The 25,035-nt window shown below is 56.8% G+C and carries 21 protein-coding genes; 7 read left to right on the top strand and 14 right to left on the bottom strand.

Going from position 1 to position 25,035, the window contains the following annotated elements:
- Positions 1-14 precede the first annotated feature (14 nt).
- Positions 15-785: an alpha/beta hydrolase gene (locus Q7T36_RS01505; protein ID WP_304843255.1), complete on the top strand. Its 771-nt coding sequence runs from the start codon at positions 15-17 to the stop codon at positions 783-785.
- Between the two features lie 27 nt (positions 786-812).
- On the opposite strand, the gene Q7T36_RS01500 is transcribed toward Q7T36_RS01505, so the two are convergent.
- The 4 genes from Q7T36_RS01500 to trxB form a co-directional block, all read right to left on the bottom strand.
- The gene (locus tag Q7T36_RS01500; RefSeq protein ID WP_304843253.1) at positions 813-2,051 is read right to left on the bottom strand and encodes an MgtC/SapB family protein; all 1,239 of its coding nucleotides are present in this window, start codon (positions 2,049-2,051) and stop codon (positions 813-815) included.
- Between the two features lie 9 nt (positions 2,052-2,060).
- Positions 2,061-2,780, bottom strand: coding sequence for an arginyltransferase (locus Q7T36_RS01495; RefSeq protein WP_304843251.1), 720 nt, complete (start codon positions 2,778-2,780; stop codon positions 2,061-2,063).
- Positions 2,781-2,822: 42 nt separating this feature from the next.
- A complete protein-coding gene (gene aat / locus Q7T36_RS01490; protein WP_304843249.1) occupies positions 2,823-3,530 on the bottom strand; it encodes a leucyl/phenylalanyl-tRNA--protein transferase in 708 nt (235 codons plus the stop codon).
- 64 nt (positions 3,531-3,594) lie between these two features.
- Entirely contained in the window at positions 3,595-4,545 is a 951-nt protein-coding gene (trxB, locus tag Q7T36_RS01485) for a thioredoxin-disulfide reductase (protein WP_304843247.1), read from the bottom strand.
- Positions 4,546-4,646: 101 nt separating this feature from the next.
- Between trxB and Q7T36_RS01480 the strand changes: the two genes are divergently transcribed.
- The 4 genes from Q7T36_RS01480 (at position 4,647) to serS (ending at position 11,073) form a co-directional block, all read left to right on the top strand.
- Entirely contained in the window at positions 4,647-5,699 is a 1,053-nt protein-coding gene (locus tag Q7T36_RS01480) for an alanine dehydrogenase (protein ID WP_304843245.1), read from the top strand.
- 122 nt (positions 5,700-5,821) lie between these two features.
- Entirely contained in the window at positions 5,822-9,022 is a 3,201-nt protein-coding gene (locus tag Q7T36_RS01475; RefSeq protein WP_304843243.1) for a DNA translocase FtsK, read from the top strand.
- Positions 9,023-9,151: 129 nt separating this feature from the next.
- Entirely contained in the window at positions 9,152-9,784 is a 633-nt protein-coding gene (gene lolA, locus Q7T36_RS01470) for an outer membrane lipoprotein chaperone LolA (RefSeq protein WP_304843241.1), read from the top strand.
- A gap of 11 nt (positions 9,785-9,795) precedes the next feature.
- Positions 9,796-11,073, top strand: a complete 1,278-nt coding sequence (gene serS / locus Q7T36_RS01465; protein ID WP_304843239.1) for a serine--tRNA ligase — start codon at positions 9,796-9,798, stop codon at positions 11,071-11,073.
- A gap of 49 nt (positions 11,074-11,122) precedes the next feature.
- On the opposite strand, the gene Q7T36_RS01460 is transcribed toward serS, so the two are convergent.
- From Q7T36_RS01460 to Q7T36_RS01415, 10 genes are all read right to left on the bottom strand, one after another.
- Positions 11,123-12,580, bottom strand: coding sequence for a YdiU family protein (locus Q7T36_RS01460; RefSeq protein ID WP_304843237.1), 1,458 nt, complete (start codon positions 12,578-12,580; stop codon positions 11,123-11,125).
- Positions 12,581-12,830: 250 nt separating this feature from the next.
- Positions 12,831-13,832 (bottom strand): hypothetical protein, encoded by a 1,002-nt coding sequence (locus tag Q7T36_RS01455; protein WP_304843235.1) that lies wholly within the window; start codon positions 13,830-13,832, stop codon positions 12,831-12,833.
- 180 nt (positions 13,833-14,012) lie between these two features.
- A complete protein-coding gene (locus Q7T36_RS01450) occupies positions 14,013-14,633 on the bottom strand; it encodes a hypothetical protein (RefSeq protein ID WP_304843233.1) in 621 nt (206 codons plus the stop codon).
- A gap of 154 nt (positions 14,634-14,787) precedes the next feature.
- Positions 14,788-15,063: a DUF3601 domain-containing protein gene (locus Q7T36_RS01445; RefSeq protein ID WP_304843231.1), complete on the bottom strand. Its 276-nt coding sequence runs from the start codon at positions 15,061-15,063 to the stop codon at positions 14,788-14,790.
- Positions 15,064-15,129: 66 nt separating this feature from the next.
- A complete protein-coding gene (locus tag Q7T36_RS01440) occupies positions 15,130-15,648 on the bottom strand; it encodes a hypothetical protein (RefSeq protein WP_304843230.1) in 519 nt (172 codons plus the stop codon).
- Between the two features lie 357 nt (positions 15,649-16,005).
- Positions 16,006-17,184, bottom strand: a complete 1,179-nt coding sequence (locus tag Q7T36_RS01435) for a fatty acid desaturase (protein WP_304843228.1) — start codon at positions 17,182-17,184, stop codon at positions 16,006-16,008.
- Positions 17,185-17,221: 37 nt separating this feature from the next.
- Entirely contained in the window at positions 17,222-18,505 is a 1,284-nt protein-coding gene (locus Q7T36_RS01430) for a serine hydrolase (RefSeq protein ID WP_304843226.1), read from the bottom strand.
- 18 nt (positions 18,506-18,523) lie between these two features.
- A complete protein-coding gene (locus Q7T36_RS01425; RefSeq protein ID WP_304843224.1) occupies positions 18,524-18,946 on the bottom strand; it encodes a DUF4282 domain-containing protein in 423 nt (140 codons plus the stop codon).
- A gap of 95 nt (positions 18,947-19,041) precedes the next feature.
- A complete protein-coding gene (locus tag Q7T36_RS01420; protein ID WP_304843222.1) occupies positions 19,042-19,554 on the bottom strand; it encodes a peroxiredoxin in 513 nt (170 codons plus the stop codon).
- 4 nt (positions 19,555-19,558) lie between these two features.
- The gene (locus Q7T36_RS01415) at positions 19,559-20,599 is read right to left on the bottom strand and encodes a DUF2804 domain-containing protein (RefSeq protein ID WP_304843220.1); all 1,041 of its coding nucleotides are present in this window, start codon (positions 20,597-20,599) and stop codon (positions 19,559-19,561) included.
- 142 nt (positions 20,600-20,741) lie between these two features.
- Here Q7T36_RS01415 and Q7T36_RS01410 point away from each other — a divergent pair, with 142 nt between their 5' ends.
- Together Q7T36_RS01410 and Q7T36_RS01405 are read left to right on the top strand one after the other, a co-directional pair.
- A complete protein-coding gene (locus Q7T36_RS01410) occupies positions 20,742-24,215 on the top strand; it encodes a PAS-domain containing protein (RefSeq protein ID WP_304843218.1) in 3,474 nt (1,157 codons plus the stop codon).
- Positions 24,212-25,012 carry an alpha/beta fold hydrolase gene (locus Q7T36_RS01405; RefSeq protein WP_304843216.1) on the top strand — a complete coding sequence of 267 codons (801 nt, stop codon included), beginning with the start codon at positions 24,212-24,214 and terminating at the stop codon, positions 25,010-25,012. The genes Q7T36_RS01410 and Q7T36_RS01405 overlap by 4 nt, the downstream gene beginning before the upstream one ends.
- Positions 25,013-25,035 lie beyond the last annotated feature (23 nt).

The following is a 25,035-nucleotide window of genomic DNA, read 5'->3' as shown; positions in this document are numbered from 1 at the left end:
ACCGGGAGATGAAAATGAGCCGAACCATCGTCATGATTCACGGGATGTGGGGCAATCACCACAATTGGGATCAGTACAAGTCGTTTTTTGAGGGGCGGGGCTATACCTGCGTCATCCCCGATCTGCGGCACCACGAGGGAGCACCGGGTGATCCGGTTCCGGCCGGATTGGGGGATACCAGCCTGGACGATTACACCGACGATCTGGAAGCGTTGATCCGCAACCTGCCGGAGCCGCCGGTGATCATGGGTCACAGCATGGGCGGGTTGCTGGCGCAAAAGCTGGCGGAGCGCGGTGTGGGGTGTGCGGCGGTCTTGGTGACTCCGGCTTCACCGGCGGGCATCAATGCGCTGAAGTATTCGGTGATTCGCAGTACTTTAAGTATCCAGATGCGCTGGGCTTTTTGGGAAAAACCGATGAAGCTGAGTTTCGGCGAAGCTTGTTACGGCATTCTCAACCGTTTACCGCCTGCAGAACAGCGTAAGGCCTACGATACCTTCCTGCATGAGTCCGGCCGTGCGGCGTTTGAAATCGGATTCTGGCCCATTGATTCGGATCGGGCGTCTTCGGTGCTGGAGTCGAAGGTGAAGATTCCGCTGCTGGTGATCGGGGCGGTGGAAGACCGCATGACTCCGGCCGTGGTGGTGAAGAAAGTGGCGGAGAAATACGCCAGGGTGGCCACTTACATGGAGTTTGGCGCGCATTCGCACTGGATTCTGGAAGAGCCCGGCTGGGAAGAAGTGGCCGGGGCAATTGAGGGCTGGATACGGCTCAAGGCTGCCTGAAGCTTGCAGCTTGTCGGCCGGTGAGTTTTACTCCGGCCAAAATACCATCAGTAATACGCCGCCGATTGACGCTGCGCCGAAGGCCGCGCCCACCCGGTAAAACAGGCTGCGGTCGCCCAGCACCAGTGTCGATCCGGCCTTGAATGCCAGATTGGAAATCGCTGCCGTCAATACCAGCCGCCAGGCTACGGCCGCGTCCAGGCCGCCTTGATTGACCATCCGTCCCGAAGACAGGGTAATGGCGTCCACATCGGTGAGCCCGGAAATGATGGCCACGACATACAGACCCTCATCACCAAAATAGGCTTTTGCCACCGCCACGGCCAGCAGGACAGCCGCATAAAGCCCGCCAAAAAATATGGCACTGCCCAACTCGGTGGGATTTCCCTGCTCCGGCATTTCGGTAGCTTCGCCTGAGCGCCGGAAATACATGAAGGCGGAAATGGCTGACATCAACAGGAACATGGTGAACAGCGGCGGGGCCAGCACCATGGCTTGTTCGGGAGCGACCAGTGCAAACACCACGGAAATGCGAAGAAAAGCAACGGTCGAAGCCAGCATGATGGCCAGGGAGGCGAGGGGCGCAGCCCCGGGTGCGCCCTTGGTGCGCCGGGCATAGGACACCGTGGTGGCCGTGCTGGAAATCAGCCCGCCGATGATACCGGCCAGCAGGGTGCCGGCGGTCTCGCGGAAGACCTTGTAGGCGGCATAACCAAACAGGCTGATGCCGACAATGATCACCACCATCCGCCAGATATCGAAGGGGTTCAGCACCTGGTACGGACCGTAATTCTGGTCCGGCAGAATCGGTAAAATCACTAGGGCGATAGCCACAAAGCGCATAATGGCGTGAATATCATGGTCGCCCATCTTGCGCACCACGGTGTGCAAGTAGTCTTTCAGTTGTAGCAGCACAGCTACCAGACCGCCCAACACCACACCCACCGTCAGGCTGCCGATACAAAGGTAAGCCCCCAGCGCAAACATGAACAGGCCCGTTACTTCAGTGGTGAGTCCGGGGTCATAGTTCTTGCGTTGCTTGATGAAGCTGGCGCTGATCATCATGGCGGCAATGGCCAGAAAGCCCGCCGCCAGCACCCAGCCGCCAAAGGATTGGGACAACAGTCCGGTCATGGTTCCGGAGAGGGTGATCAGCGGAAAGGTGCGAATGCCCGCAACCTCACTGTCCGCCCGTTCGCGTTGCAGGCCCACCAGCAGGCCCAGACCGCAGGCGGTTGAAAGCAATTGCAGGGTATGAATTTCCATCCGTTCAAATCACCACTCTGATTCAGGCAAAACCTGCCAGCGTTGACTGATGAAAGCCTCCAGCGGGCGGAACCGGGTCTTGTAGGCCATTTTCGGGCTTTCCTTGACCCAGTAACCCAGATAAACAAAAGGCAAGCCCAGACGAACGGCTTCCCCGATTTGCCATAACACAGCCACGGTGCCGAGGCTGCGCTTTTCTTCTTCGGGGTCATAGAAAGTGTACACCGCTGACAAGCCGTTGCGCAGGATATCGCAGACTGCGACCGCCAGCAGCCGGCCTTCATGGCGGAACTCAATCAGACGCGTATTGCACCAGTCCGAAAACAGGAAAGACACATACTGGGCAATGGAGGGCGGGAACATGTCGCCGTCAGCATGGCGCATATGGATGTAACGGGCATATAAATCATAGTGTTCCTGAACGAAGTTCGCGCTGACTGACGTAACTTCAAGATCTTTGTTTTGCTTGCGGGCGCGAGTCTGCTGGCGATTGGGCTGGAAATCCGCGACGGGGATGCGCACCGGAATGCAGGCCTGGCAGTCCTGGCACTGCGGGCGGTAAATGTAATTGCCGCTGCGCCGGAATCCATACAGCGACAGCTGCCCGTACAAGGTGCTGTTCATGGGCGCTTGCGGGTCGGCAAACAAGGTAATGGCGCGCTGATCCTCCAGATAGCTGCAGGCGTGGGGAGGTGTGCTGAAAAACTTGATACCAGTTGAAGCCGTCATTCCGGTAATCCTGTTCTTGTTTTGTGGAAGGATAGCCTGCTTTCAGAACGGTGTGGAGTGATTCATCGCCTGCACCGGCCGCCAGTCGGGCGGCGGCTGATGGCGCTGCGTGTTCAGCACGTTCATGAAGTCGTGGCGGGGGATGGTAAAGGCCCCCAGGCTCATCAGATGATCATTGGGCAATTGGCAATCCACCAGCGGAAACTGCCAGTCTGCACACAGTTTCATCAGGAAAGCAAAAGCCACCTTGGAAGCGTCGGTTTCCCGGCTGAACATGGATTCGCCGAAAAACAGGCGTCCCAGATTCATTCCATAGAGACCGCCCACCAGTTCTCCGGAAGGATTCCACACTTCCACCGAATGGGCCAGACCCTGTCGATGCAGTTCCGAGTACCCCTGAATCATCTGTTCGTTAATCCAGGTGCTGTCTGCATAAGGGCGGGGAGCGGCGCACAGCCGCATCACCTGGGTAAAGCATTTGTCGACGGTGAGGGTGAAACAGCCTGTCTTGAGCCGCTTTTTCAGGGAGCGGGAACAAATGAAGGAAGAAGGGTCGATGACGCAGCGCGGGTCGGGCGACCACCAGAGTATGGGCCAGCCGGGGTTGTACCAGGGGAAAATGCCGCTGGAATAGGCCAGACGCAGGGTTTGCGGGTGAAGATCGCCGCCCATGGCCAGCAGCCCGTCGTCATCCGCCCCGGTAACCGGGGGAAAGGCGAGGGGCCGTGGCGGGATCAGGGCGGGGGGCATGGCGGCTCCTGCCTGTCAGTGAATTCCGAATTAATTTCCCTGACAGAACATTGAGTTGCCGATCTTACTTCAGGTTGTCCAGATACTTTTCAGCATCCAGCGCCGCCATGCAACCCGAACCGGCGGAGGTGATGGCCTGACGGTACACATGGTCTGCGACATCTCCGGCGGCGAACACACCTTCAATGTTGGTGGCGGTGGCGTTGCCTTCGTTGCCGCTGCGCACTTTCAGGTAGCCGTTGTTCATGTCCAGTTGGCCATTGAACAGTTCGGTGTTGGGCTTGTGGCCGATGGCGATGAACACCCCGGTCAGTTCCAGGTTCTGGGTGGAGCCGTCAATCATGCTTTTCAGGCGCACGCCGGTAACGCCGCTGTCATCACCCAGCACTTCATCCAGCGCGTGGTTCCAGACCACGGAGATCTTGCCTTCCTTTTCACGGGCAAACAAATGATCTTGCAGGATTTTCTCGGACTTCAGCTTGTCACGGCGGTGCACCAGCGTCACGTGCGAGGCGATATTGGACAGATAGAGCGCTTCTTCCACGGCGGTGTTGCCGCCGCCGACCACCAGTACTTTCTGGTTGCGATAGAAAAAACCGTCGCAGGTGGCGCAGGCGCTGACGCCGCGACCGCTGAACGCCGTTTCCGATTCCAGACCCAGATATTGGGCGGAAGCCCCGGTGGCGATAATCACGGCGTCGGCGGTGTAGTGGCCGCTGTCACCCATCAGCACAAAGGGGCGCTGGTTGAAATCGACGGTGTGGATATGGTCAAAAATGACTTCGGTGCCAAAGCGTTCGGCATGGGCCTGCATCCGCACCATCAGGTCGGGACCGGTCAGGCCGTGGGCGTCGCCGGGCCAGTTATCGACTTCGGTGGTGGTGGTCAGCTGACCGCCGGCCTGCATGCCGGTAATCACCACCGGCTTCAGGTTGGCGCGGGCGGCATAGACAGCGGCCGTATAACCGGCAGGGCCGGAGCCGAGGATCAGCAGACGCAGGTGGCGGGATTCCATACAGGTGGCTCCAGAAAAGAAAATACAGGGTCAGGCTTGGATTATACTGAACTCATGTCCCGATGATGGGGACGCTACAAACAAAAACCAAGGGGACAGTCATGAAGATCGGTATACCTCGTGAACGCAAGCCGCTGGAAGGGCGGGTGGCCCTGACGCCCTTGGCGGTCAGGGATCTGGTCACCGACGGTCGGGAAGTCATGCTGGAAACCGGGGCCGGGATCAAGGCCGGTTTCAGCGATGAGGATTTCCGGGCGGCCGGAGCGCAGATCGTGTATTCGCTGGAAGCGGTTTATGCCTGCGATCTGGTGGTGAAGGTGAAAGAGCCGCAGCCGGAGGAGTTCCCCTTGCTGCGTCCCGGTTTGATGCTGTTTTGCTACCTGCATCTGGCCGCTTGCCCGGATGTGCTGGCTCAGTTGCTGGAAAAACAGGTAACGGCCTTTGCCTTTGAAACCCTGACCGTCTCCGGTCGCCTGCCGTTGCTGGCGCCGATGAGCGCCATTGCCGGGCGCATTGCCGTGCAGATCGGCATGCATTACCTGCAACAGCCGGAAGGCGGGGCCGGGGTGCTGCTGGGCGGAGTCATGAACACGCCCCCCGGCAAAGTGGTGGTGCTGGGGGCCGGAACCGCAGGCAGCCATGCCGCGATAATGGCTTCCGCGCTGGGGGCGGATGTATGGGTGCTGGATCAGTCAGAAGCCGCGCTGGAAGCCTTGCACAGCCAGCATCGCAGCATTAATGCCCTGCGCTATGACGAGCGGGCGCTTGCCATGCTGCTGCCGGACACCGACCTGCTGATCGGGGCGGTGCTGCTGCCGGGAGCCGAAGCGCCGCATCTGGTGACCCGCGCCATGCAGGACAAGTTGCCGCGCGGACGCATCGTGGTGGATATCGCCATTGACCAGGGCGGCTGTGTGGAAGGCATCAGACCCACGGACTGGCGGCAACCGATCTATTGGGAAAACGGTCTGGGTTATGCCGCCGTCACCAACATGCCGGGTGCGGTGCCGCGAACATCCGCTCAGGCGCTCAGCCGCGCCATCCTGCCGCATGTGCGATTCCTGGCCGGTGATGACTGGCATTCCGACCGGGCTTTCCGCAGCGCGCTGGCGACGGAAAAAGGGCAGGTCATGCACCCGGCGCTGAGAAGCTGAACAACGCCTGAAAGCCTTTCAGGTCAAGCTTTGCAAGGATTTCATGCTGCCTCTGGCTTTCTCGGCGCGGGTAGCATAATCTTGCCGTTTTTGTCCGCCCAGATGCAGATACGGAATCCGCTGTGACCGCCATTATTTCCCGAACACCCGAGAACAAAAAGCCCGTTAACCGGCCGCCCGCGCCTGCGCCTGCACCCAAAATCCACCACAAGGGGGTGCGTGAGGTTCAGTCGGCCATCTGGCTGGGCGTCGGGTTGTACCTGTTTGTGGCGCTGCTGACCTATTCCCCGCTGGACCCCGGTTGGTCGCGGGTGAGCAGCGATACGCTGCAAGTCAGTAATGCCTCCGGCATTGCCGGGGCGTATCTGGCCGATTTTTTCCACAGTTTTCTGGGTTCGGCCTCGTTGCTGGCGCCGTTATTCTGCCTCTTCGAAGTCATGGCGATCTGGCGTCCCAAGCCGGTGCAGGTCAACTTCGGTATCCGCGTTTTATGTAATGCGCTCAGCCTGGTGGCCGGCAGCGTGCTTTTCGCCCTGCATGCCTACACCCCTGACGAGAACATCATCAATGCCGCCGGCGGCATCGTCGGTCTGGAATTGGCTCAGGGCTTGTATGGCGGTTTTGGCCTGGCAGGCCCCACGGTGTTGCTGGTGGCGGTGCTGGCCTTCAATCTCAGCCTGGTTTCCGGCTTTCCGTGGAAACTGGCGCTGGAAGCGACCGGATACCCGCTGTATGCGTTGCTGCTGGGTATTCAGGAAGGCTTCCGCCGCAAGGTGGAGGAGTATCGTGAGCATCAGCAGCAAAAAGCCGAATTGCAGCGCGCCCTGACCCAGTCCGAACAACAGTTCCAGATCAATATCACCAATCCGAAAGTCCAGGCGCAGTTGCAGGATGACGGCAAGGTGGAGCCGGTTCTGCTGGCCGGTACCGTCGCCGCCCTGACGCCCGATGCAGCCATTGCCGCCGAGCAGCTGGCGGATGTGGTTACAGAAAGCGCTCGGCCGGAAGAAGTGCCGCAACTGATGGCGGAGCTGAATGAAGTCATTGCCGGTTTTGCCCCTGGCAGTGCTGAAGCCCCAGGGACTCAGGATGCCGCCCCGGCCCTGATGGATGATGACTTCCCGGTGATGACCGTCGAAGCGGGGTCCAGCCCGTCCGAGCAGGTTTCCACCGAAGCCCTGATGGCGGATCTGGATGCCTTGGTGCGCGATCTCCCCGAAGAGTTGTCTGCTTTGCCTGTGGTTGACGCCGGTGAGTTTGACGATTTGCCGACAATGGTTCCGGATGCCGTTACCCTGACAGAAGCGGCGACGCCCCCCTGGCAGGAAGACAGCGGCATCGTGGCGGCTGAATCCACCGGGGTTGAGGCCCCCCTGGCCCGGGAGATGCAGCCTGCCGTGACTGAAACCCAGGCTGTACCAGCGCGGGATGCCGCTCCCGAAGTGCTGGTGGAAACGGATCCGGCTATAGTGGATGACGCACTGTTCGATGATCTCGATGAGACTCCCGTGGACTTCACGCCCGAACTGCATGTCGAGACTTTTTCTCCCGTGCCGGATGATGCCTCCGATATCCTCGACACCCTGGTGGACGATGACGGTGATCTGGATTTCATCAGCGCCGCCGAACAAGAGGCCATCGATGATCTGGTCACGACCATGACCGAGCATCCTGAAGAGGTCAGTGAATTTCTGGGCGATGAAGACGCCATTATCGAGGCCCGCTCATTGCCGGCGGCGGTGGCTCCGGTCATGAGCGCCGCCGTGCCTGCGGTGGCCACGCTGGCGATTCGCGAAGACGGCCGTCACAAGCGCTGGTATGAAATTCCCTCGCTGGACCTGCTGGAAAAGCCGGATGCCAACCGCAAGCCCGGTTTCACCCCGGAGCAGCTGGAACGGCTGTCGCGACTGCTGGAAATCAAGCTCAAGGAATTCAACATTGACGCCCGTGTGGTGGACGCCCACCCCGGCCCGGTCATTACCCGTTTTGAAATTGACCCCGCGCCCGGCACCAAGGTCGCCAAGATCACCAACATCGCCAAGGATCTGGCGCGTTCGCTGGCCATGATCTCGGTGCGGGTGGTGGAAGTGATTCCCGGCAAGTCCACGGTGGGTATTGAAATCCCCAATGCGCACCGGGAAGTGGTGCGCCTGCTGGAAATCCTGTCCTCGCCGCAATATCAGGAACGCGAGTCTGCGGTCAGCCTGGCGCTGGGCAAGGACATCAGCGGCAAGCCGGTCGTCGCCGATCTGGCGCGCATGCCCCACCTGTTGGTGGCCGGCACCACCGGTTCCGGCAAGTCCGTGGGCGTCAACGCCATGCTGATCAGCATTCTCTACAAGGCGACGCCGGAAGAAGTGCGCTTGATCCTGGTTGACCCGAAGATGCTGGAACTGTCCATCTACGACAAGATTCCGCACTTGCTGACACCGGTCGTGACCGACATGAAGGACGCCGGCAACGCCTTGCGCTGGTCGGTGGCGGAAATGGAGCGCCGTTACAAGATCATGGCGGCGGTCGGTGTGCGGAACCTGGCCGGTTACAACAAGAAGCTGGACGAAGCCGAGGCCCGTGGCGAAAACATCCTTGACCCGATCTGGAAGAAGGAAGACAGCGGCTTGCAGGATGTGCCGCCCAAGCTGAAGAAGATGCCGTTCATTGTCATCGTGATTGACGAATTTGCCGACATGATGATGACCACCGGCAAAAAAGCCGAAGAACTGATTGCCCGTATCGCCCAGAAAGCGCGGGCAGCCGGTATTCACCTGATCCTGGCCACGCAGCGGCCGTCAGTGGACGTGATTACCGGCCTGATCAAGGCCAACGTGCCATCGCGGATTGCCTTCCAGGTATCCAGCAAGATCGACTCGCGGACCATTCTCGACCAACCGGGCGCCGACCAGTTGCTGGGTCACGGCGACATGCTGTTCCAGCCGGTCGGCACCAATATTCCGGAGCGGGTGCACGGCGCCTTCGTCAGTGATGAAGAAGTCCATCGCGTTTGCGATGCCTGGCGGGTGCTGGGTGAGCCGGATTATATTGACGCCATCCTTGAGGACTATAATGAGGACGGCCCGGCGTCCAAGGGTGTCTCCGGCGGCATGGGTGACGAGAACGCCGACGCCGAGCAGGACCCGTTGTATGATGAGGCCGTGGCCTTCGTGCTGGAAACCCGGCGCGCCTCCATCTCCTTTGTGCAGCGCAAGTTCAAGATCGGCTATAACCGCGCCGCACGTTTGATTGAAGCCATGGAGCACGCCGGACTGGTCAGTTCCATGCAAAGCAACGGTCAGCGCGAAGTGCTGTCACCCAACCACGATTAACGGACGGGTGATCCATGCCCCGGTTTGGCCGGGGCTTACAGTCGCCCTACGAAGCCACTCTGATTCCGGTCTGGAATCCCGGCGGAAATACCGCAACACTGCCGGGACATCCAGCCAACAGGAAATTGTATGCGCCTTACTGCCATGTTTTTGGGCCTGACCCTGGCCGGCGGCTCCGCCTTCGCCGCCGAGAGCCCGGCCAAACAATTGAACGCCTTGCTGGGCAAGGTCAACAGCATGCAGGCCGTGTTCACCCAGAACACGCTGGACCCGCAGGGCAAGCCCCTGCAAATCCTTAGCGGCCGCATGCTGGTGCGTCGCCCCGGTTTTTTCCGCTGGGATACCGAAAAACCGTTTACCCAGCAGATTGTCGCCAACGGCGAAGTGGTCTGGGTCTATGACCCCGAACTGCAGCAAGCCACGCGCCAGTTGCTGGACCGCCAGGTTGGAAATACCCCGGCATTGCTGCTGTCGGGCAATGCAGCGCAAATGTCCTCCTCGTTCACGATCAGCGAAAGTACCGTGAAGGGTGCAGGGAAAAGCCGCAAAACCTTCCTGCTGAAACCCAAGGATAAAGATGCGCTGTTTGAAAGCCTGCTGGTCAGTTTCAACGGTGTGCAGCTGACCGGCATGCAAATGAGCGATTCACTGGGTCAGAAGACCGATATCACTTTCAGCCAGATACGGCTTAATGGCAAAATCGCCGATGCCGAATTCCAGTTCACACCACCCAAAGGTGTGGACGTCATCAACGAGTTATAAAAGAGACAACCATGCTTGACCCCCGCCTGCTGCGCAGCCAGCCTGAAGAAGTCGTCCGTCGCCTGGCCAAACGCAATGTGACGCTGGATATCACTGCCTTTCAGGCGTTTGAAGAATCGCGCCGGACTCTCCAGACGGATACCGAGCAATTTCAGGCTGAGCGGAATGCCGGCGCCAAGAAGATTGGCATGGCCAAAAAAGCCGGTGAAGATGTGGCGCCGATCATGGCCCGCATGCAGGAAGTCAACAACTGCCTGGATACCGTCAAGGTGGAACTGGACGCCCTGCAACTGCGGATGAATGCATTCCTGCTGACGATTCCCAATCTGCCGCACGACAGCGTGCCGGATGGGGAGGATGAAAACGGCAATGTGGAAGTGCGCCGCTGGGGCACGCCGGGCGAGTTTGCCTTCGAGCCCAAGGATCATGCGGATCTGGGCGAAGCGCTGGGCTATCTGGACTTTGCCACCGCCACCAAGATTACCGGCTCGCGATTCTCGGTCCTGAAGGGGCCGCTGGCGCGCCTTCAACGCGGTCTCACCCAGTTCATGCTGGACGTGCATACCCTGCATCACGGCTATGAAGAAGTCTATGTGCCTTATCTGGTGAACGCCGACAGCCTGCAAGGCACCGGCCAACTGCCCAAATTTGAGGAAGACCTGTTCAAGCTGCGTGGTGAAAAAGAGTATTACCTGATTCCTACCGCCGAAGTGCCGGTCACCAACATGGTGCGTGATGAAATCCTCAATGCCGATCAGTTGCCGGTGAAGTATGTAGCGCACACGCCGTGTTTCCGCAGTGAAGCCGGTTCTTACTGTAAGGACACGCGCGGCCTGATCCGACAGCATCAGATTGAAAAGTTGGAACTGGTGCAACTGGTGCAGCCGGAAAACTCCGAGGCCGCTCTGGAAGAGCTGACCGGGCATGCCGAGAAGATCCTGCAAATGCTGGGCTTGCCGTACCGGGTGATGCTGCTGTGCGGCGGCGACATGGGCTTCTCGGCAGCCAAGACATACGATTTGGAAGTGTGGCTGCCTGCCCAGGGCAAGTTCCGTGAAATATCGTCCTGCTCCAGCTTCGAGTCTTTCCAGGCCCGGCGCATGCAGGCGCGTTTCCGCAACAAGGAAGGCAAGCCGGAATTGCTGCACACCCTGAACGGATCTGGTTTGGCTGTTGGCCGCACGCTGGTGGCGATTCTGGAAAACTACCAGCAAGCGGACGGCAGCATTGCCATTCCGGAAGTCTTGCTGCCTTATGTGGGCGGCATGACGCGGATTGCGGCGGCCTGAGGGTTGTAATTTCCCCCCTGCAACGCAGGGGGGTATGAAAGCAATCCCCCTACGACGAACAACTGATCACCATCTTCCGTCCCCAATCCGGCGGCAGTCCCGCATAAGCTTCATGCTCCGGCCATTCCTCATACGGTGACTGCAGCAACTGCAGCAGCCGCTCCACCTCGCTGTAATCCCCGTTATCCGCCTTGTTGATCGCAATCTGCGCCAGATAGTTGCGCAGGATGTATTTGGGGTTCCGCCGCAGCATGTCAGCCTGACGTTCCGGGTCCGGTCGACCTTCCAGCAGCAGGCGTTGCCGGTAACTCTCAAACCAGGCATCAAACCCTTCCCGATCCACGAAATCATCCCGCAGCGGGCAGCGTTCATCCCCCAGTTGCACGTGACTCAGTGCGCGAAATGTACGGGTGTAGTCGCCGCCGTTTTTCATCATCAGATCCAGCAGGCCCATGATCAGTGCGGTATCGTCGTCCTGGATGCTTGCCAGCCCCAGCTTGCCGCGCATGCCGGAATAATAGTGTTCCAGCAAGGTCGGTTCATAGGAGTGCAGGGCGGCGATGATGTCGTCCTGATCCACCAATGGCGACAGGGCATAGGCCAGGGCGTTCAGGTTCCACAGGCCAATGCTGGGTTGCTGGTTCCAGGCATAACGGCCGGTGTGGTCGGAATGATTGCAGACATAACCGGGGTCATAGGCATCCAGAAAACCGAAGGGACCGTAATCGAAGGTGCTGCCGGTGATGGAGAAATTGTCGGTATTCATGACGCCGTGGGCAAAGCCCGATTTTTGCCAGTCTGCCATGAGTTTGGCGGTGCGCGTTACGACGGCGTGCAGCAGGGCGGCTACCGGTTTCGCGGCGTCCCGGCATTCCGGGTAATGACGGTCAATGACATAGTCTGCCAAGGGGCGCAGCAGTTCCGGGCGGTTGTTGAACAGCCATTCAAAATGCCCGAAACGGATGTGGCTGTCGGCTACGCGCAGCAATGTGGCCCCGGCCTCGCGGCTTTCACGTTGCACCGACTCCTTTGACCCCACCACGCACAAGGCGCGGGTGCTGGGGATGCCAAGGCCGTGCATGGCCTCGCTGCACAGGTATTCGCGGATGCTGGAGCGTAACACGGCCCGGCCGTCGCCGAAGCGGGAGTAGGGGGTGCGTCCGGCTCCTTTCAGGTGCAAGTCCCAGCGTTCACCGCGTTCGTTCACCACTTCGCCCAGCAGCAGGCCGCGACCGTCGCCCAGTTGCGGGTTGTATTGCCCGAACTGGTGGCCGCTATAGGTCATGGCCAGGGGTTCGCTGCCGGGCAGCGGGGTGTGGCCGCCAAAGTAGCGGGCCAGTTCTTCGGGGGAGTGTGCGTCCAGGTCGATGTCCAGCAGTTTGGCCACGGCGGCGTTGGCATGAACGAGGAAGGGTTCGCGCAGTGGGGTGGGGGCCAGCCGGGTATGCAGTTGCGGGAACTGGCGGGCGAAGGTGTTGTCGAAGCGGAGTTGGGAAAGCGAGGGCATGGGGGAGGCAGCGTCAACGGGGGAATGGGAATCATTATGAATAGTTGCGGAGGAAATGCCATGGGCTGGGCATAAAAAAGCAGTGTCCGTTGGCCGGGGTATCGGGTTGTTGAGTGGAGAGAATCCGGCATTGGCGAAAGCCTGACAGGGTTCCTGTGGAACGCAAGATGTGCAAACGGGTTGGCCCGACCGGAAGAGAGCCTGACTAACCTAGCGGTTGCCAAGAACCTGTCCTGTTGATCGGCATACATTACCCCTCTCTCCAATTTCGGAGCACCTTAAAACCGACATCAAAAGATACATATCTATGCTTGGATTCTTTTAAAAACTTACGGAAAGATTTCGTAGTAAATAGTTTTTTATTTTCACTTAATGAAAAGTCTACACCTGCATTAGTAAGCTTAGGAAAGTCATCAAAAACACTAATTTTTTTATCAATCTCACTAATGTTAAATGCATATCTATTACACCTCACAGCATCAATTTGGTTACATTCTGATTTCTTTATTCCTACGTAGCCATTTTTAACTAACACCTCAGCAAAGACGTCATTAAGACTTAATCCCATTCCTTTTGATTTATCGTGCAACGAATTTTTTTCTATATATTCGAGCAGTCTATAAAGTTCATTCTGCAACACACAATACTTAAGTTGAATATAAAACTCATCATTACTTCCTTCAAAACAGGTTATCAGGTAAATTTCATCGAAAGGAGAAATTTTAATTTCCTCCATTACTGACTCATTGAAAAAAGCCCTAACAAAATCTTGTCGCTTTAATTTACCAGAATAATTCTCGCGGTCATAAATAACCAAGCTAGACTGATTAACTGATTTATTATAATTGGCATGCTTTGCATGCTTTTTTCTCAGGGTTCTAAGAAATGCGTTGCGATAGTCATCAATTGTATAATTAGGGAGAAACAGCATCTTCGTATTAAATGGTTTTCCGCCTAAACTTTGCGAGAAATACTTTACTTCTTTTACCGTTAATACACTTTTATCGTCCTTGTGGATATTTTGTCCTTCCAATAAGTCACGAATATAACCTTTTTTATTGTTGAGTCTAGCAGACGTTGCATCATAGTATAATTCTGTAATTTCTATTCCGACGGCAACCTCACCAATCATAGCCCCTTTATAGTTCAAGATAAAATCTGGTTGTTCAGTTTTAGTTATTTTACATTGCCTCCCATCTTCAAATATACAAGAAAGAATATTCTGCTCCATTTTCTCTTTTTCTATACTCATAAAACCACTATTTCCATGCTAAAACTCTAGCTACCCATATGAGGCATGACTACCCGCGTAAGGCGCAAGCACCCACAACAAATTAAACAAAAACTCAGTAATAACTGAATTTAAAAATAGCCCCCATAATTGGCTGGGTGCTTGTCGCACTTGACGCGCAAGTTAGGTATTGCACGCTCATCAATTACCTTTCGTATTTTGTTGATGGATAAGAAGCATCATCATATTCTCTATAGTGGTACGGTATGTAATTCTTTCATTTATATGTTTTGAGATTTCATCCATTGATTGATCTAATTGAGCCTCAATTTTAATACCTGCGCTAGTTCCTACAGATGAGTAAAAAATTGAAAACTTTTGAAAGCTAATTTTTATATCTACATTTATAGACTCTATGATTGTAGATAGTGCATGTATTTTTGCTGTTAGCATCTGATTATGTATGAATTTTTCTTGAGAAACTGCTTGCTCAGCCAAAGCCATAGAGGATTTTTTTAATTCTTTACGCGTTAATTTTAGTTCTTTTTGCTGCAATACTATGGTGATTAGAACCCCCATGAACATTAGAAATGTTAATAAAGGGTTGAGAACACCTCCAAATAGATCACCAAATGATCCCGTACTTACCTTATTATCGAAATCTAATAAAAATATGCTAATTATATTTATAAAAAAGACGACGGCTATACAATACACTGCTATTTGGAAAAGTCTAAAAAGGCTTCGAGTCGTTCTTTGTGAAAAACCAATAAATCTTATGAAGCGAAGATAGCTTTTTTGAGACAAATTCCATTTTTTCATTTATTACTCCTATACCAACTACTCGCGTAAGGCGCAAGCACCTACAACAAAATTAAAAACTGAGAGTACCTCAGAACCATCAAAAAATACACAATAATTGGCTGGGTGCTTGTCGCACTTGACGCGCAAGTTAGGCACGGTGCGGCACTGTTTATTACTGACACTGTACCAAATATTGCTCAAGATTTTCAATAATCTCTTTTTGCTCTTCTGGACGACATTGCAATCTTATTTGCTGTTCTATGCCATTTATTGAAACAAAAAGCGAAAGGCCATCTTCGTATGGAACAAAGTTACTACCTATAAAAACCAAAGTTATTCCCAAGGATTGTAGATTATGGTCGTAATCTCTGAACTCTTTGGCAACTCTGTATGTAAAACCTTCCTTTAAATGACGATAGCTTTTGTCCAATATATTTTGGTACTTCATAATAATAAAACGTCGATCAAAAATAAGAAATAATCGGCTGGGTGCTTGTCGCACTTGACGCGAAAGTTAGGCATCGTGCCATGAAACCTTTTTATTCATTAGTTTTTCTAAATATTCATTGGAACACTTTTCTAAAGAAGAACATACTTTTATAGCTTCATTCAAAACACGAATATTAAGTTCAGATGATTCTTGCTTTAATGCGTTGTTGAGATAAGGATGTGCACTACGAAATGGCACTTTCCCTAAACTATAAGCCACATAAAATCTCACAGCCTCACTATCACTAAATAGTCCATTAAGTACGTCTTCAGGATATAACCTTATTTGGTATGGAATAATACTCGCATACCTAGTAGCGGCTCGCCAATAATCATCAAGTTCGTCACAATTAACTTCACCCTCACTATCTAAACGTTCTCTTTCTGCAGATATTCTAGCTATATTGTCAAATACTTCTACTATTCCATCCCGCCCAACTTCTTTAGCAATTTTATCTGAATTAGGAAACTCTTCTGAATATATTTTTTCCATTGGTTGAAGGTCTTGAGTATATTTATCAACTATTTTCTGCAATTTACTCATATTAAAAGCCTAACTTTGATATCGACACCAAATTTGGTGCTTGTATTTTCCAAAAACGGCGTTGTATTCTGGCTGTACAGTAGCAAGCTACTGATTTTCAAGCACTTAAAACTAGCAGAAAAGGACATTTCCGACAATGTAAACCTTAAATTCGGCCCCGTCCAAGTTGTTACAACGTATAACGGCTTTAATGGAATCCTGCAAGCAGGGGTGAGGCCCGAAGGCACCAGGGAGCATCGGCGGTAGTCTGAACAGGCCCACCGAAATGTGAAGAACCCTGCCACACAACCATCAACAGCAACTTCGCCATAAAAAAGGGCCGCCGAAGCGACCCTTTTCCCCAATCCCGCAACCAGATCAAACCGGAGTCGGAAAAGCCTGACGCATCATCTGTTCCAGACGACGGCTCTGCATCTGCAGACGGTTTTCCATCTCCTTGAAACGGGCGCTGAAATCAGCCTCTTCCCACTTCAACGTCAGTTCCTGCTTCTTGTCCGCCAACGCCTGCTTCTTCTCGGCGTACCATTCTTCCTTCAGCGTACCCCACTCATTCAGCGTCGCCATGAACGCATCATATTCGTGGGTCATGCGCTGCTTCAAAGCTTCCACATCCATCATGGGCAGGCGCGAGGCCGATGCTTCCAACTGACGCTGGGCGCGCTTGAACTGCATCTGCAACTGCGCCTTGCGGATGGTGAAGTCCGGCACACGCTTCAGGTTCTTGGTGAGGCCCACCCACGAACAGGCCAGGATCAGCCACTTGGTGGGATCGTACTGCCACCACTTCACGCCATTGCGGAAGTCATACTGGAAGATGTGGTGGAAGTTGTGATAACCCTCGCCGTAGGTAAACAGCGCAACCACGAAGTTGTCACGCGCGGTGTTCTCATCGGTATAGGGCTGGCTGCCCCACATGTGGGCCAGCGAATTGATGAAGAATGTGGTGTGATGGCTCAGCACCAGGCGCAGCAGGCCCATCAACAGCACCACACCCCAGAAATCACCCACCAGCCAACCAAACAGCATCGGCACGCCGAAGTTCATCAGCAGCACCAGCTTGATGTAATGGTTGTGCTGGAACATCACGATCGGATCTTTCAGCAGATCCTGGGCGTTGCTGAAATCGGCATAACCGGTGGGATAGTCACGAATCATCCAGCCCATGTGCGAGAACCAGAAACCGCGACGGGCGGAGTAGGGGTCCTTGTCCACATCGTCCACATGACGGTGGTGAACCCGGTGGCCCGAACCCCACATCAGGATGCTGTTCTGGATGGCGGCCGTGCCCAACAGCATCAGCGGAATCTTCACCAGCCAGTGCGCTTCAAACGCCCGGTGCGACCACAGGCGGTGATAGCCCATGGTGATGCCCAAGCCGTTGGCGAACAGATAACCCACCATCAACACCCAGGCTGCCGTACTGAAATCGGCAAACCAGGCATAAAGCGGAATCGCAATCAGCGCCGCCAGCGGGGTGGAAAACAGCACAATGATGGCAGGCCAGTTGATGGGTGGCTTGACGTCGGATGGGCTCATTTAATGCTCCGGGACATGTGTATATTAATTATAGCCGTTATTGTATCGCGAAGCGATGCTTCTCTGATGAATGCAGTCGTTTGCAGTTCAGGCTGATACCCGCAATCAGCTTGATCATGGCCGGGAGGCCGGGTCCAATCAGCGATTTGCCCGAGGTCAGCACACTGGCCGACAGGGCGCGATCAGGGTCGGCCCAGCAAAAAATGGAGATATAGCCCAAGTGGCCAAAGGCGTTCTTGCAATTGACGCCATAGAGGCCGATGGGGCTGTCGCCCAGCATGGGGCCCATGGCGTAGCGCATGGGCAGCAAAAGCATCTTGTCGAACTCGGGGCGGGAGACTTCGATGGTGGCGCGGCGGATGGTCATGGGGTCGAAAATCTGCTTGCCCTGATAGACGCCGCCGTCCAGCAGCATCTGGAAAAAGCGCGAGGCTTCTTCGGCAGTGGAATAGATGTTGCCGGCCGGGCAGATGGTGTCCAGGAAGCGTTCATCGTTGGTGTACTTTTCCACATCTTCCATGGACGCACCCAGGATCTGCTTCAGGTACCAGGCGGGCGCCAGCGTCGGTTTGATGCCGGTACTGTAGTTCAGCGCCACTTGATTACGCCATTCCGGGGCCAGGCCATAGTTGAAGGTTTCCATGCCCATGGGGTCGCAGACATTCTGCTGCAGGAACTCACGCGGCGTCTGGCCGGTGACGCGCTCAATGATTTCACCCAGGATGTAGCCGCCGGTCAAGGCATGGTAGGCGGCGCGGTGACCGCTGGGCGCAATGGGCTTGGTCTGGTACAGCAGGTTGGCGGCATCTTTGGGATGAAAGAGGAACTCGGGGTCGGTATCGGGCGGCAGGCTGGGCACACCGCCGCGATGGGCCAGCAGGTGGTAAATGGTGGCGTCCTGCTTGCCGTTCTGGGCGTATTCGGGAATGTAATGGCTGATGGGGTCCAGCAGGTCGATTTCACCGCGCTCGTCCAGCAGGTGCACCAGCATGGCGGTGACCACCTTGGAGGCGGAAAACAGGCAGAGCCGGGTATCGGGCGTGGCCAGGACTTTCGGGGTCTCCGGCCGGTCTTCGGGGCCGTTGCCGCGGGCATGGCCAATGGCGCGATTGAGGATGACCTGGCCATGACGGCGGATGCAAATGGTGATGGCGGGGGAGAAGCCGGTTTTGTAGGCCGACTCCACGTCGCGCCAGATGCGTTCAACCTGCTTGCGGGTCATGCCCACTGATTCGGGATCAACTTCCATGGCGGGGTCGTAGGAGGTGACGCCGGACAGATTATCGGGAACATGACAGCGGTTGAGCGACATCAATTTCATCGTGGGGAATCCTCGGGCCTAGCGTCGTGGCGGCGGACGGTCCCGGTCACGGACGGAGGCAGGTTTCAGAAAGCGGGTCAGCGGGCGGGTGAAGACGGTGACTTCGCTGAGCTTGTCCACGGACTCGCGCATGAAGGCCACCTCGTCCAGCTGACCGGTTAGCCGGAATACTACCATTAACAGTTCCAGTACGACACGACAACAGGAAACCCATGCAAGAAATACAAACGGGGCCAGCACCAGGGCGGAAAACCCGGCGGCGGGGCCTTGGCTAAACGCCAGCCAGACCATCCAGCCGATGGCGACCGGGGAGACCAACAGCACCAGTAAATAGACCAGCGGGATGATCTGCAGGCTGATGTAGTGCTGGAAACTGAGGTCGAACAACAGGGTTTTGAGGTAGAGCAGCATGGATTGAAGCAGGGTGGTGATTCTTTTCATGGCAGTCCCGGCTTTTGGGGCAAAAGGGCAGGATAGCGCCGTGTTGTGACACTGGAGGGGAAAGTTGCAGGACAATCGGTGGCGCAAGCCTACAATTACAACTTCGACAACCTCACCACATCCGCCAATACCTGCGCCGCATGCTTCTCCGTATCCACCGACTTATAGCGCGTCACAATCTCCCCCCGCGGATCAATCAGGAACGTCTCGCGCCGCGTATAACTCAGCGGCCCAAAACCGCTCAAGACTTCCAGCTTCGAGGATAAATGCTTCTGGCTGTCCGAGAGCAGGGCAAACGGCAGTTTCAACGAAGCCGCAAACTGCTTGTGCGACTCCACCGAATCCAGGCTCACCCCCAGCACCACAATGCCCAGCTTCTTGAACTCGGCAAACTGATCCCGAAAACGAATGGCCTCTTCGGTGCAGCCCGAGGTATTGTCCTTGGGGTAGAAATACAGCACCACCCACCGGCCCTTGAACTCATCCAGCGTGCGGACTTTGCCGGTCTGATCCGGCAGTGAAAAGGCAGGTGCTTTCATACCGACCCATTCCGCCAAAACCGGCAGGCTGAGACAGGCGGCCAACAGCGCCACGGTGATACGTTTCATGGGGTCACCATTTGATGTACTGGTCTTCAACAAAACCTTTCAAGCCATTCAAACTGATTTCTTCCCCGTCCACCAGCATACAACCGCTGAATTCGCCGAAGACCTGACGGAAATGGCTGGTGACCAGACCGGCGCGCACCACTTCGCGGTGCATGCCCATCGGCTGGAAGTGCAGTTGCAGTTTGCCGTTGTCGGCGCTGACATCCCAGGGTTGCATGGGATCGTCGGCATTGAAGTCGAAGCGGGTGAAACTGAGCGGCACTAGCTGCCCGTTCAGCCAGAAACAGTTTTCACTGAAACCGGTTTCATTGACCCCGGCCGAGACATTCAAGCCGATGCGCTGGCCCTTGCGCGGGCCTTCCTGCACTTCGCCGGAGAAACAGGCCCAGTTCCACCAGGTTTCACGGCGCATGTAGCCGCAGGAAAAGTCATGGTGGCCATAGGCGCGGATTTCCCGCAGGTCATAGCGTTTGCCCTTGGTTTCCAGAAAACCGTACAGCGGCTGACCGGCATCCTTACAGGCATAGGTAAAGCCGCTGTAGCCGGTGCGGGTGCAGAGCGACATCGGCTGGAAATCGGCCTCATCCAGACGGGCCTCCAGTTCCAGATCCTTGCAGTGGATTTGCAGAACCTTCTCGCGAGGAGAATTACGGTAGGTCATGCGGATATCGACCAGCCCCGGCAGGTGAAATCGTGACTCTCCTTCACGCGGATTCCCGGCCAACTTGAAACCCAGGCCCATGGGGCTGCGCCAGGAGCGGGACCACAGTTGCCGGGTTTCGGTGTCGTAGACATAAACAAAGGCAACGGCCATGTAGCGCAGATGCGCCAGTGCACAGCCGAAAATCAGCTTGTCGCTCATGCCGCCCAGATACTGGAAGTCTTTATTGCCCACCCAGCCCGCCAGCTTGCTGCGCTTTTCACCAAAGGCATTGCGATAGACAAAGTCATCGCGGTTGATGATGCGCAGGGCGTCGTCGAAGTGGCCGAAGCGGGGTTGGCCGTCCACAATCAGCGATTGGCCGGCATCGAGAAATTGGTACATGGCAGTGGCTTCAGGAATCGAGTAATGTTCCAAAGAGTATAGACGCGAATCGGCCGAAAATTGCCTTTATGCGCCAGTTCCCCAATCGGGTTTGCTGTTACCGAAGAATACGCCGGACCACCGGCAATGATGAGGGTTTACCGTGTCCCCCTGGATTGTCGCCCTGCTGGCGATGTTGTACGTGGCCGGATTGTTCGGCATTGCCCGGCTGGCGGAACGCCCGGCGGCGGAGCCATGGCTGAAGCGTTTCGGCGGCGTCATCTACAGCCTGACGCTGGCGGTCTATTGCACGTCATGGACCTATTACGGCGCGGTGGGAACGGCGGTATCCTCGGGTTGGCAATATGTGCCCATCTACCTGGGACCCTTGCTGGTGATGCTGTTTGGTCAGGCGCTGCTGGGGCGGATCGCCCGTATTACCCGGCAGCAGAATGCGGCGTCGCTGGCGGACTTCATCAGCACCCGTTACGGCAAGCGGCAGGGCATTGCCGTGATGGTGACGCTGGTGTGCCTGGTGGTGGTGGTGCCCTATATTGCCTTGCAGTTGAAAGCCGTGGCGCAGTCCTACCGCGTGCTGCTGGGCGACCGCGCCGATCCCGGCATCTGGTGGCAGAACAGCGCCATGATGAGCGCGTTGGCCATGACGGTGTTTGCCATGCTGTTCGCCACTAGGCCGCAGCACCTGACCGGCCGCAACCGGGGCATCATGGCCGCCATTGCCTTCGAGTCGCTGGTGAAACTGGTGGCCTTGGTGACGCTGGCCGTGTGCGCCATGTTCCTGCTGGACCATCCGCAACACCTGCTGGCCGACTTCAGCGCCCATGCCGAGCGAGAACCTTTCAACCTGCTGTCCTTTCTCACCAAAACCGTGCTGGCGATGTCGGCGGTGTTCCTGCTGCCACGCCAGTTTCACGTCGCCTTTGTGGAAAATACGGACAGCGGCCACCTGCGTCAGGCGCGCATCTGGTTCAGCCTGTATCTGGTGCTGGTGACGCTGGTGGTGATCCCGATCGCTGTGGCGGGCCTGCAGCTTTACCCGCAGCAGACCGGTGAGGCCGACCGCTATGTATTGCTGCTGCCCGCCGGTCAGGGCTGGGCCATGGCCAGTGCGCTGGTGTTCATTGGCGGATTCTCGGCGGCCACCTCCATGATCATTATTGCCACACTGGCGTTGAGCGCCATGATCAGCAGCAGCGTGGTGATGCCCGCCTTGCTGGATCGATACCGTGAGCAGGGCGCCAACCGCGATTTCGGGCCGGTGATTTTGCGGGTGCGGCGGCTGATGATTGCCACGGTGATGGCGCTTTCTTATGCCTGGTATGCCGGTTTTGCCCGCGATCATGAACTGGCGGAAACCGGCTTGCTGGCCTTCGCGCTGATTATCCAGCTGCTGCCCGCCGTGCTGGGCGGTTTGTACTGGCGGCGCGGTCATGCCTATGGTGTTTATGCCGGTTTGACCGTGGGCGTGTTGCTGTGGTTCCTGTTGCTGATGATGCCTTCATTGCTGACCGCCTTCGCCAATGCCGCTCAATGGACGATACCGCATTTCGGGTCGGATTCGGTGGATGCCCTGAGTTTTGGTGTCTTCTGGTCGCTGGGGATGAACACACTGGCCTATGTCGGCGTATCGTGGTTGTCGCGGCCCGATCTGAAGGACCGTTTGCAGGCATCCGCCTTTGTGCGTCCGCAACGCGAAGCCGAGGCGGAAAGCCAGCCGCAGAAACCGGCGCGGCGCGGCCGCATTACCACCGATGACCTGATGACGCTGCTGGAACGGTTTGTCGGCCCCGTTCGCGCCTGTGAAACCCTGCTGCCTTTCCAGCCCGGCGATGCCGCCGCGCCGTCGCTGACGCTGATTCGTCAGGTGGAACGGGAATTGGCCGGGGTGATTGGCGCCGCCGGAGCCGCCGCCATGGTCGAGGCGGCGCTGGACGGCCGGCAACTGGATTTTGAAGACGTGGTGACCTTGTTCGACGATACCCGCGAAGTCATCCAGTTTTCCCGCCATATCCTGTTTGCCACGCTGGAGCATCTGGGGCAGGGCGTCAGTGTGGTGGACAAGGATTTGCATCTGGTGGCGTGGAACCAGGCCTATCTGGACTTGTTCAACTATCCCGCCAGTCTGGTGAAGGTGGGGCGGCCGATTGCCGATATCGTGCGCTTCAACGCCGAGCGCGGTCTGTGCGGTCCTGGCGCAGCAGACGAGCATGTGGAAAAGCGCTTGCAGCATTTGCGGCGCGGCACCCCGCATGTGTTCCGGCGCGTGCGGCCCGATGGCACGGTGATCGAGATGCAGGGCAACCCCATTCCCGGCGGCGGCTTTGTCACCCGCTTCACCGACATCACCGAACAGGTGCGGCAAATGCAGGCGCTGGCGGAAGCCAAGGAACATCTGGAACAGCGTGTGCAGCAGCGCACCCGCGAGATCAGCGACATCAATGCCGAACTGCGCGCCGAAGTGGATTTGCGCAACATCACCGAGCAGCAACTGCGCTTGGCCAAAGGCGAAGCCGAAGCCGCCAATGCCGCCAAGAACCGCTTTCTGGCGCTGGCCAGTCACGACATCCTGCAACCGCTGAATGCCGCCCGCCTGTTTGCCGCCGCGCTGGAACAGGGTGATCCGGCGCGACGGCCCGCCATTTTGGGGCAACTGGATAATTCGCTGAAGGCCACCGAGGAGCTGATTTCCACCCTGCTGGAAATTGCCCGGTTGGATGAAGGTAAGACCGAGCCCGGCAACCGGCCGGTGGCGTTGCAGCCCTTGTTGCAGCAGCTGGATGATGAGTTTTCATTGCTGGCGGAACGTCAGGGTTTGAAGCTGAAAGTCCGCCCGACGCCGTGGACCGTCAGTTCCAACCCCACGTATTTGCGGCGCATCCTGCAAAACCTTATCTCCAACGCCATCAAGTACACCCCGCAGGGCCAGGTGCTGGTGGGCTGCCGCCGGCGCGGGGAGTCGGTGGTGCTGGAGGTGTGGGATACCGGTTCCGGCATTCCGGCGGGCGATCTGGAACGGATTTTTGAGGATTTCTATCGAGTGGATGCGACAGCCCGGGGGCGGCAGGGTATTGGTCTGGGTCTGGGCGTGGTGCAGCGCATGGCCAACAGTCTGGGCCATGAGTTGTCGGTGTCCTCGGAGCCGGGCAAAGGCTCGGTGTTCCGCCTGACGGTGCCGTTGGCGGAAGCGGTGGCCCCGGTGGCGGTTGAAACAACGGTGGCGACGGCGGGTTCGTTGTTGTCGGGTTTGTCGGTGCTGTGCGTGGATGATGACGGGCAGAATCTGGAAGCCTTGAAAACTCTGCTGTCGCATTGGGGTGTGGGGCAAGTGGATTGCCTGCCGGATGGTGCGTCGGCTCTAGTTTGGGCAGAGGGCAGGGCCGCGCCGGATTTGCTGGTGCTGGATTTTCAGTTGGGCGGCGGGCTGGACGGGTTGGGGTTGCACCGGGCGTTGGTGGAGCGGTGGCCGGGGGTGCCGACGCTGCTGGTGTCGGCGGCCCCCGATCCGGATTTGCCGCAGCGGGCGAAGGCGGACGGGGTGATGTTTTTGGCGAAGCCGGTGCGGGCGGGGGCGTTGAAGGCGGTGTTGAATTCGGTGAGGGTGGGGAAGAGATCATGATTTCGCGAGTATTGTTAGTTTTGACAGTGCTGGCGCTGACTGCTTGCGCTTCCTTGCCCGGAAAGAAGACAGTCACGGTCAATAAACTTCAAACCCAGTTGGTGATTTCCCGACTGGAAGGCACTACGCCGGTAATCTTCGAGAACGGTTTGGGAGGCAGGCTCGACTGGTGGGCAAAGATTGTTCCGGAGCTTGCTCGCGACACAACGGTCCTTGCCTACAACCGGCCGGGTTATGGCAACAGCTCTGCACCTGTGTCCCCACGCGACGGACAGCATGTGGTGGAAGAGCTGCGGGTGCTGTTGCGAAGCCAGGGCCTGCAGCCGCCTTATGTCTTGGTCGGGCACTCGTTGGGCGGTTTGTACATTCAATGGTATGCCCGTCGTTACCCTGAAGAAGTGAAGGCCCTGGTGCTGGTGGATTCCACGCATCCCAGGCAGATGCAGGGTGAGGGGTCGCCGGATCACTGGCCATGGTGGGTGCGGATGGTGATGCAGGGGCTGACATCTGCTGTGGCCAAGGAGGAGTTGCTGGGGATTAACCGTACCGGGGATGATGTGCTGGCGATGCCGGCGTTTCCGGGGGAGCGGGTGGTGATTCTGAGCGCCCGGAAGCCCATGAGCGGGACTTCAGCTTTGGCGCGGGATGCGAATGCGAAGCGGGTGGATCTGCTGCGATTGTATCCGGGGGCCCGGCAGGTTTGGGTGGATAGCGGGCACGGGATTCCGTTGGAGAAGCCGGAAGCGGTTATCAAGGCGGTGCGGGAGATGCTGGAAATGAGGGCGGTAGTTCCATAGTCAGAAGAACGCTTCCGCTAGCT

Origin of the sequence: Fluviicoccus sp. (assembly GCF_030646115.1) — a bacterium.
GTDB lineage: Bacteria > Pseudomonadota > Gammaproteobacteria > Pseudomonadales > Moraxellaceae > Fluviicoccus.
This window is presented reverse-complemented; position numbering and strand designations above follow the sequence as displayed.

What these genes read in the sequence shown, in the direction of transcription:
- Q7T36_RS01505 (WP_304843255.1), top strand. Translation starts at nt 15, where the DNA reads ATGAGCCGAACCATCGTCATGATTCACGGGATGTGGGGCAATCACCAC.
- Q7T36_RS01500 (WP_304843253.1), bottom strand. Translation starts at nt 2,051, where the DNA reads ATGGAAATTCATACCCTGCAATTGCTTTCAACCGCCTGCGGTCTGGGC.
- Q7T36_RS01495 (WP_304843251.1), bottom strand. Translation starts at nt 2,780, where the DNA reads ATGACGGCTTCAACTGGTATCAAGTTTTTCAGCACACCTCCCCACGCC.
- aat (WP_304843249.1), bottom strand. Translation starts at nt 3,530, where the DNA reads ATGCCCCCCGCCCTGATCCCGCCACGGCCCCTCGCCTTTCCCCCGGTT.
- trxB (WP_304843247.1), bottom strand. Translation starts at nt 4,545, where the DNA reads ATGGAATCCCGCCACCTGCGTCTGCTGATCCTCGGCTCCGGCCCTGCC.
- Q7T36_RS01480 (WP_304843245.1), top strand. Translation starts at nt 4,647, where the DNA reads ATGAAGATCGGTATACCTCGTGAACGCAAGCCGCTGGAAGGGCGGGTG.
- lolA (WP_304843241.1), top strand. Translation starts at nt 9,152, where the DNA reads ATGCGCCTTACTGCCATGTTTTTGGGCCTGACCCTGGCCGGCGGCTCC.
- serS (WP_304843239.1), top strand. Translation starts at nt 9,796, where the DNA reads ATGCTTGACCCCCGCCTGCTGCGCAGCCAGCCTGAAGAAGTCGTCCGT.
- Q7T36_RS01460 (WP_304843237.1), bottom strand. Translation starts at nt 12,580, where the DNA reads ATGCCCTCGCTTTCCCAACTCCGCTTCGACAACACCTTCGCCCGCCAG.
- Q7T36_RS01455 (WP_304843235.1), bottom strand. Translation starts at nt 13,832, where the DNA reads ATGAGTATAGAAAAAGAGAAAATGGAGCAGAATATTCTTTCTTGTATA.
- Q7T36_RS01450 (WP_304843233.1), bottom strand. Translation starts at nt 14,633, where the DNA reads ATGAAAAAATGGAATTTGTCTCAAAAAAGCTATCTTCGCTTCATAAGA.
- Q7T36_RS01445 (WP_304843231.1), bottom strand. Translation starts at nt 15,063, where the DNA reads ATGAAGTACCAAAATATATTGGACAAAAGCTATCGTCATTTAAAGGAA.
- Q7T36_RS01440 (WP_304843230.1), bottom strand. Translation starts at nt 15,648, where the DNA reads ATGAGTAAATTGCAGAAAATAGTTGATAAATATACTCAAGACCTTCAA.
- Q7T36_RS01435 (WP_304843228.1), bottom strand. Translation starts at nt 17,184, where the DNA reads ATGAGCCCATCCGACGTCAAGCCACCCATCAACTGGCCTGCCATCATT.
- Q7T36_RS01430 (WP_304843226.1), bottom strand. Translation starts at nt 18,505, where the DNA reads ATGAAATTGATGTCGCTCAACCGCTGTCATGTTCCCGATAATCTGTCC.
- Q7T36_RS01425 (WP_304843224.1), bottom strand. Translation starts at nt 18,946, where the DNA reads ATGAAAAGAATCACCACCCTGCTTCAATCCATGCTGCTCTACCTCAAA.
- Q7T36_RS01420 (WP_304843222.1), bottom strand. Translation starts at nt 19,554, where the DNA reads ATGAAACGTATCACCGTGGCGCTGTTGGCCGCCTGTCTCAGCCTGCCG.
- Q7T36_RS01415 (WP_304843220.1), bottom strand. Translation starts at nt 20,599, where the DNA reads ATGTACCAATTTCTCGATGCCGGCCAATCGCTGATTGTGGACGGCCAA.
- Q7T36_RS01405 (WP_304843216.1), top strand. Translation starts at nt 24,212, where the DNA reads ATGATTTCGCGAGTATTGTTAGTTTTGACAGTGCTGGCGCTGACTGCT.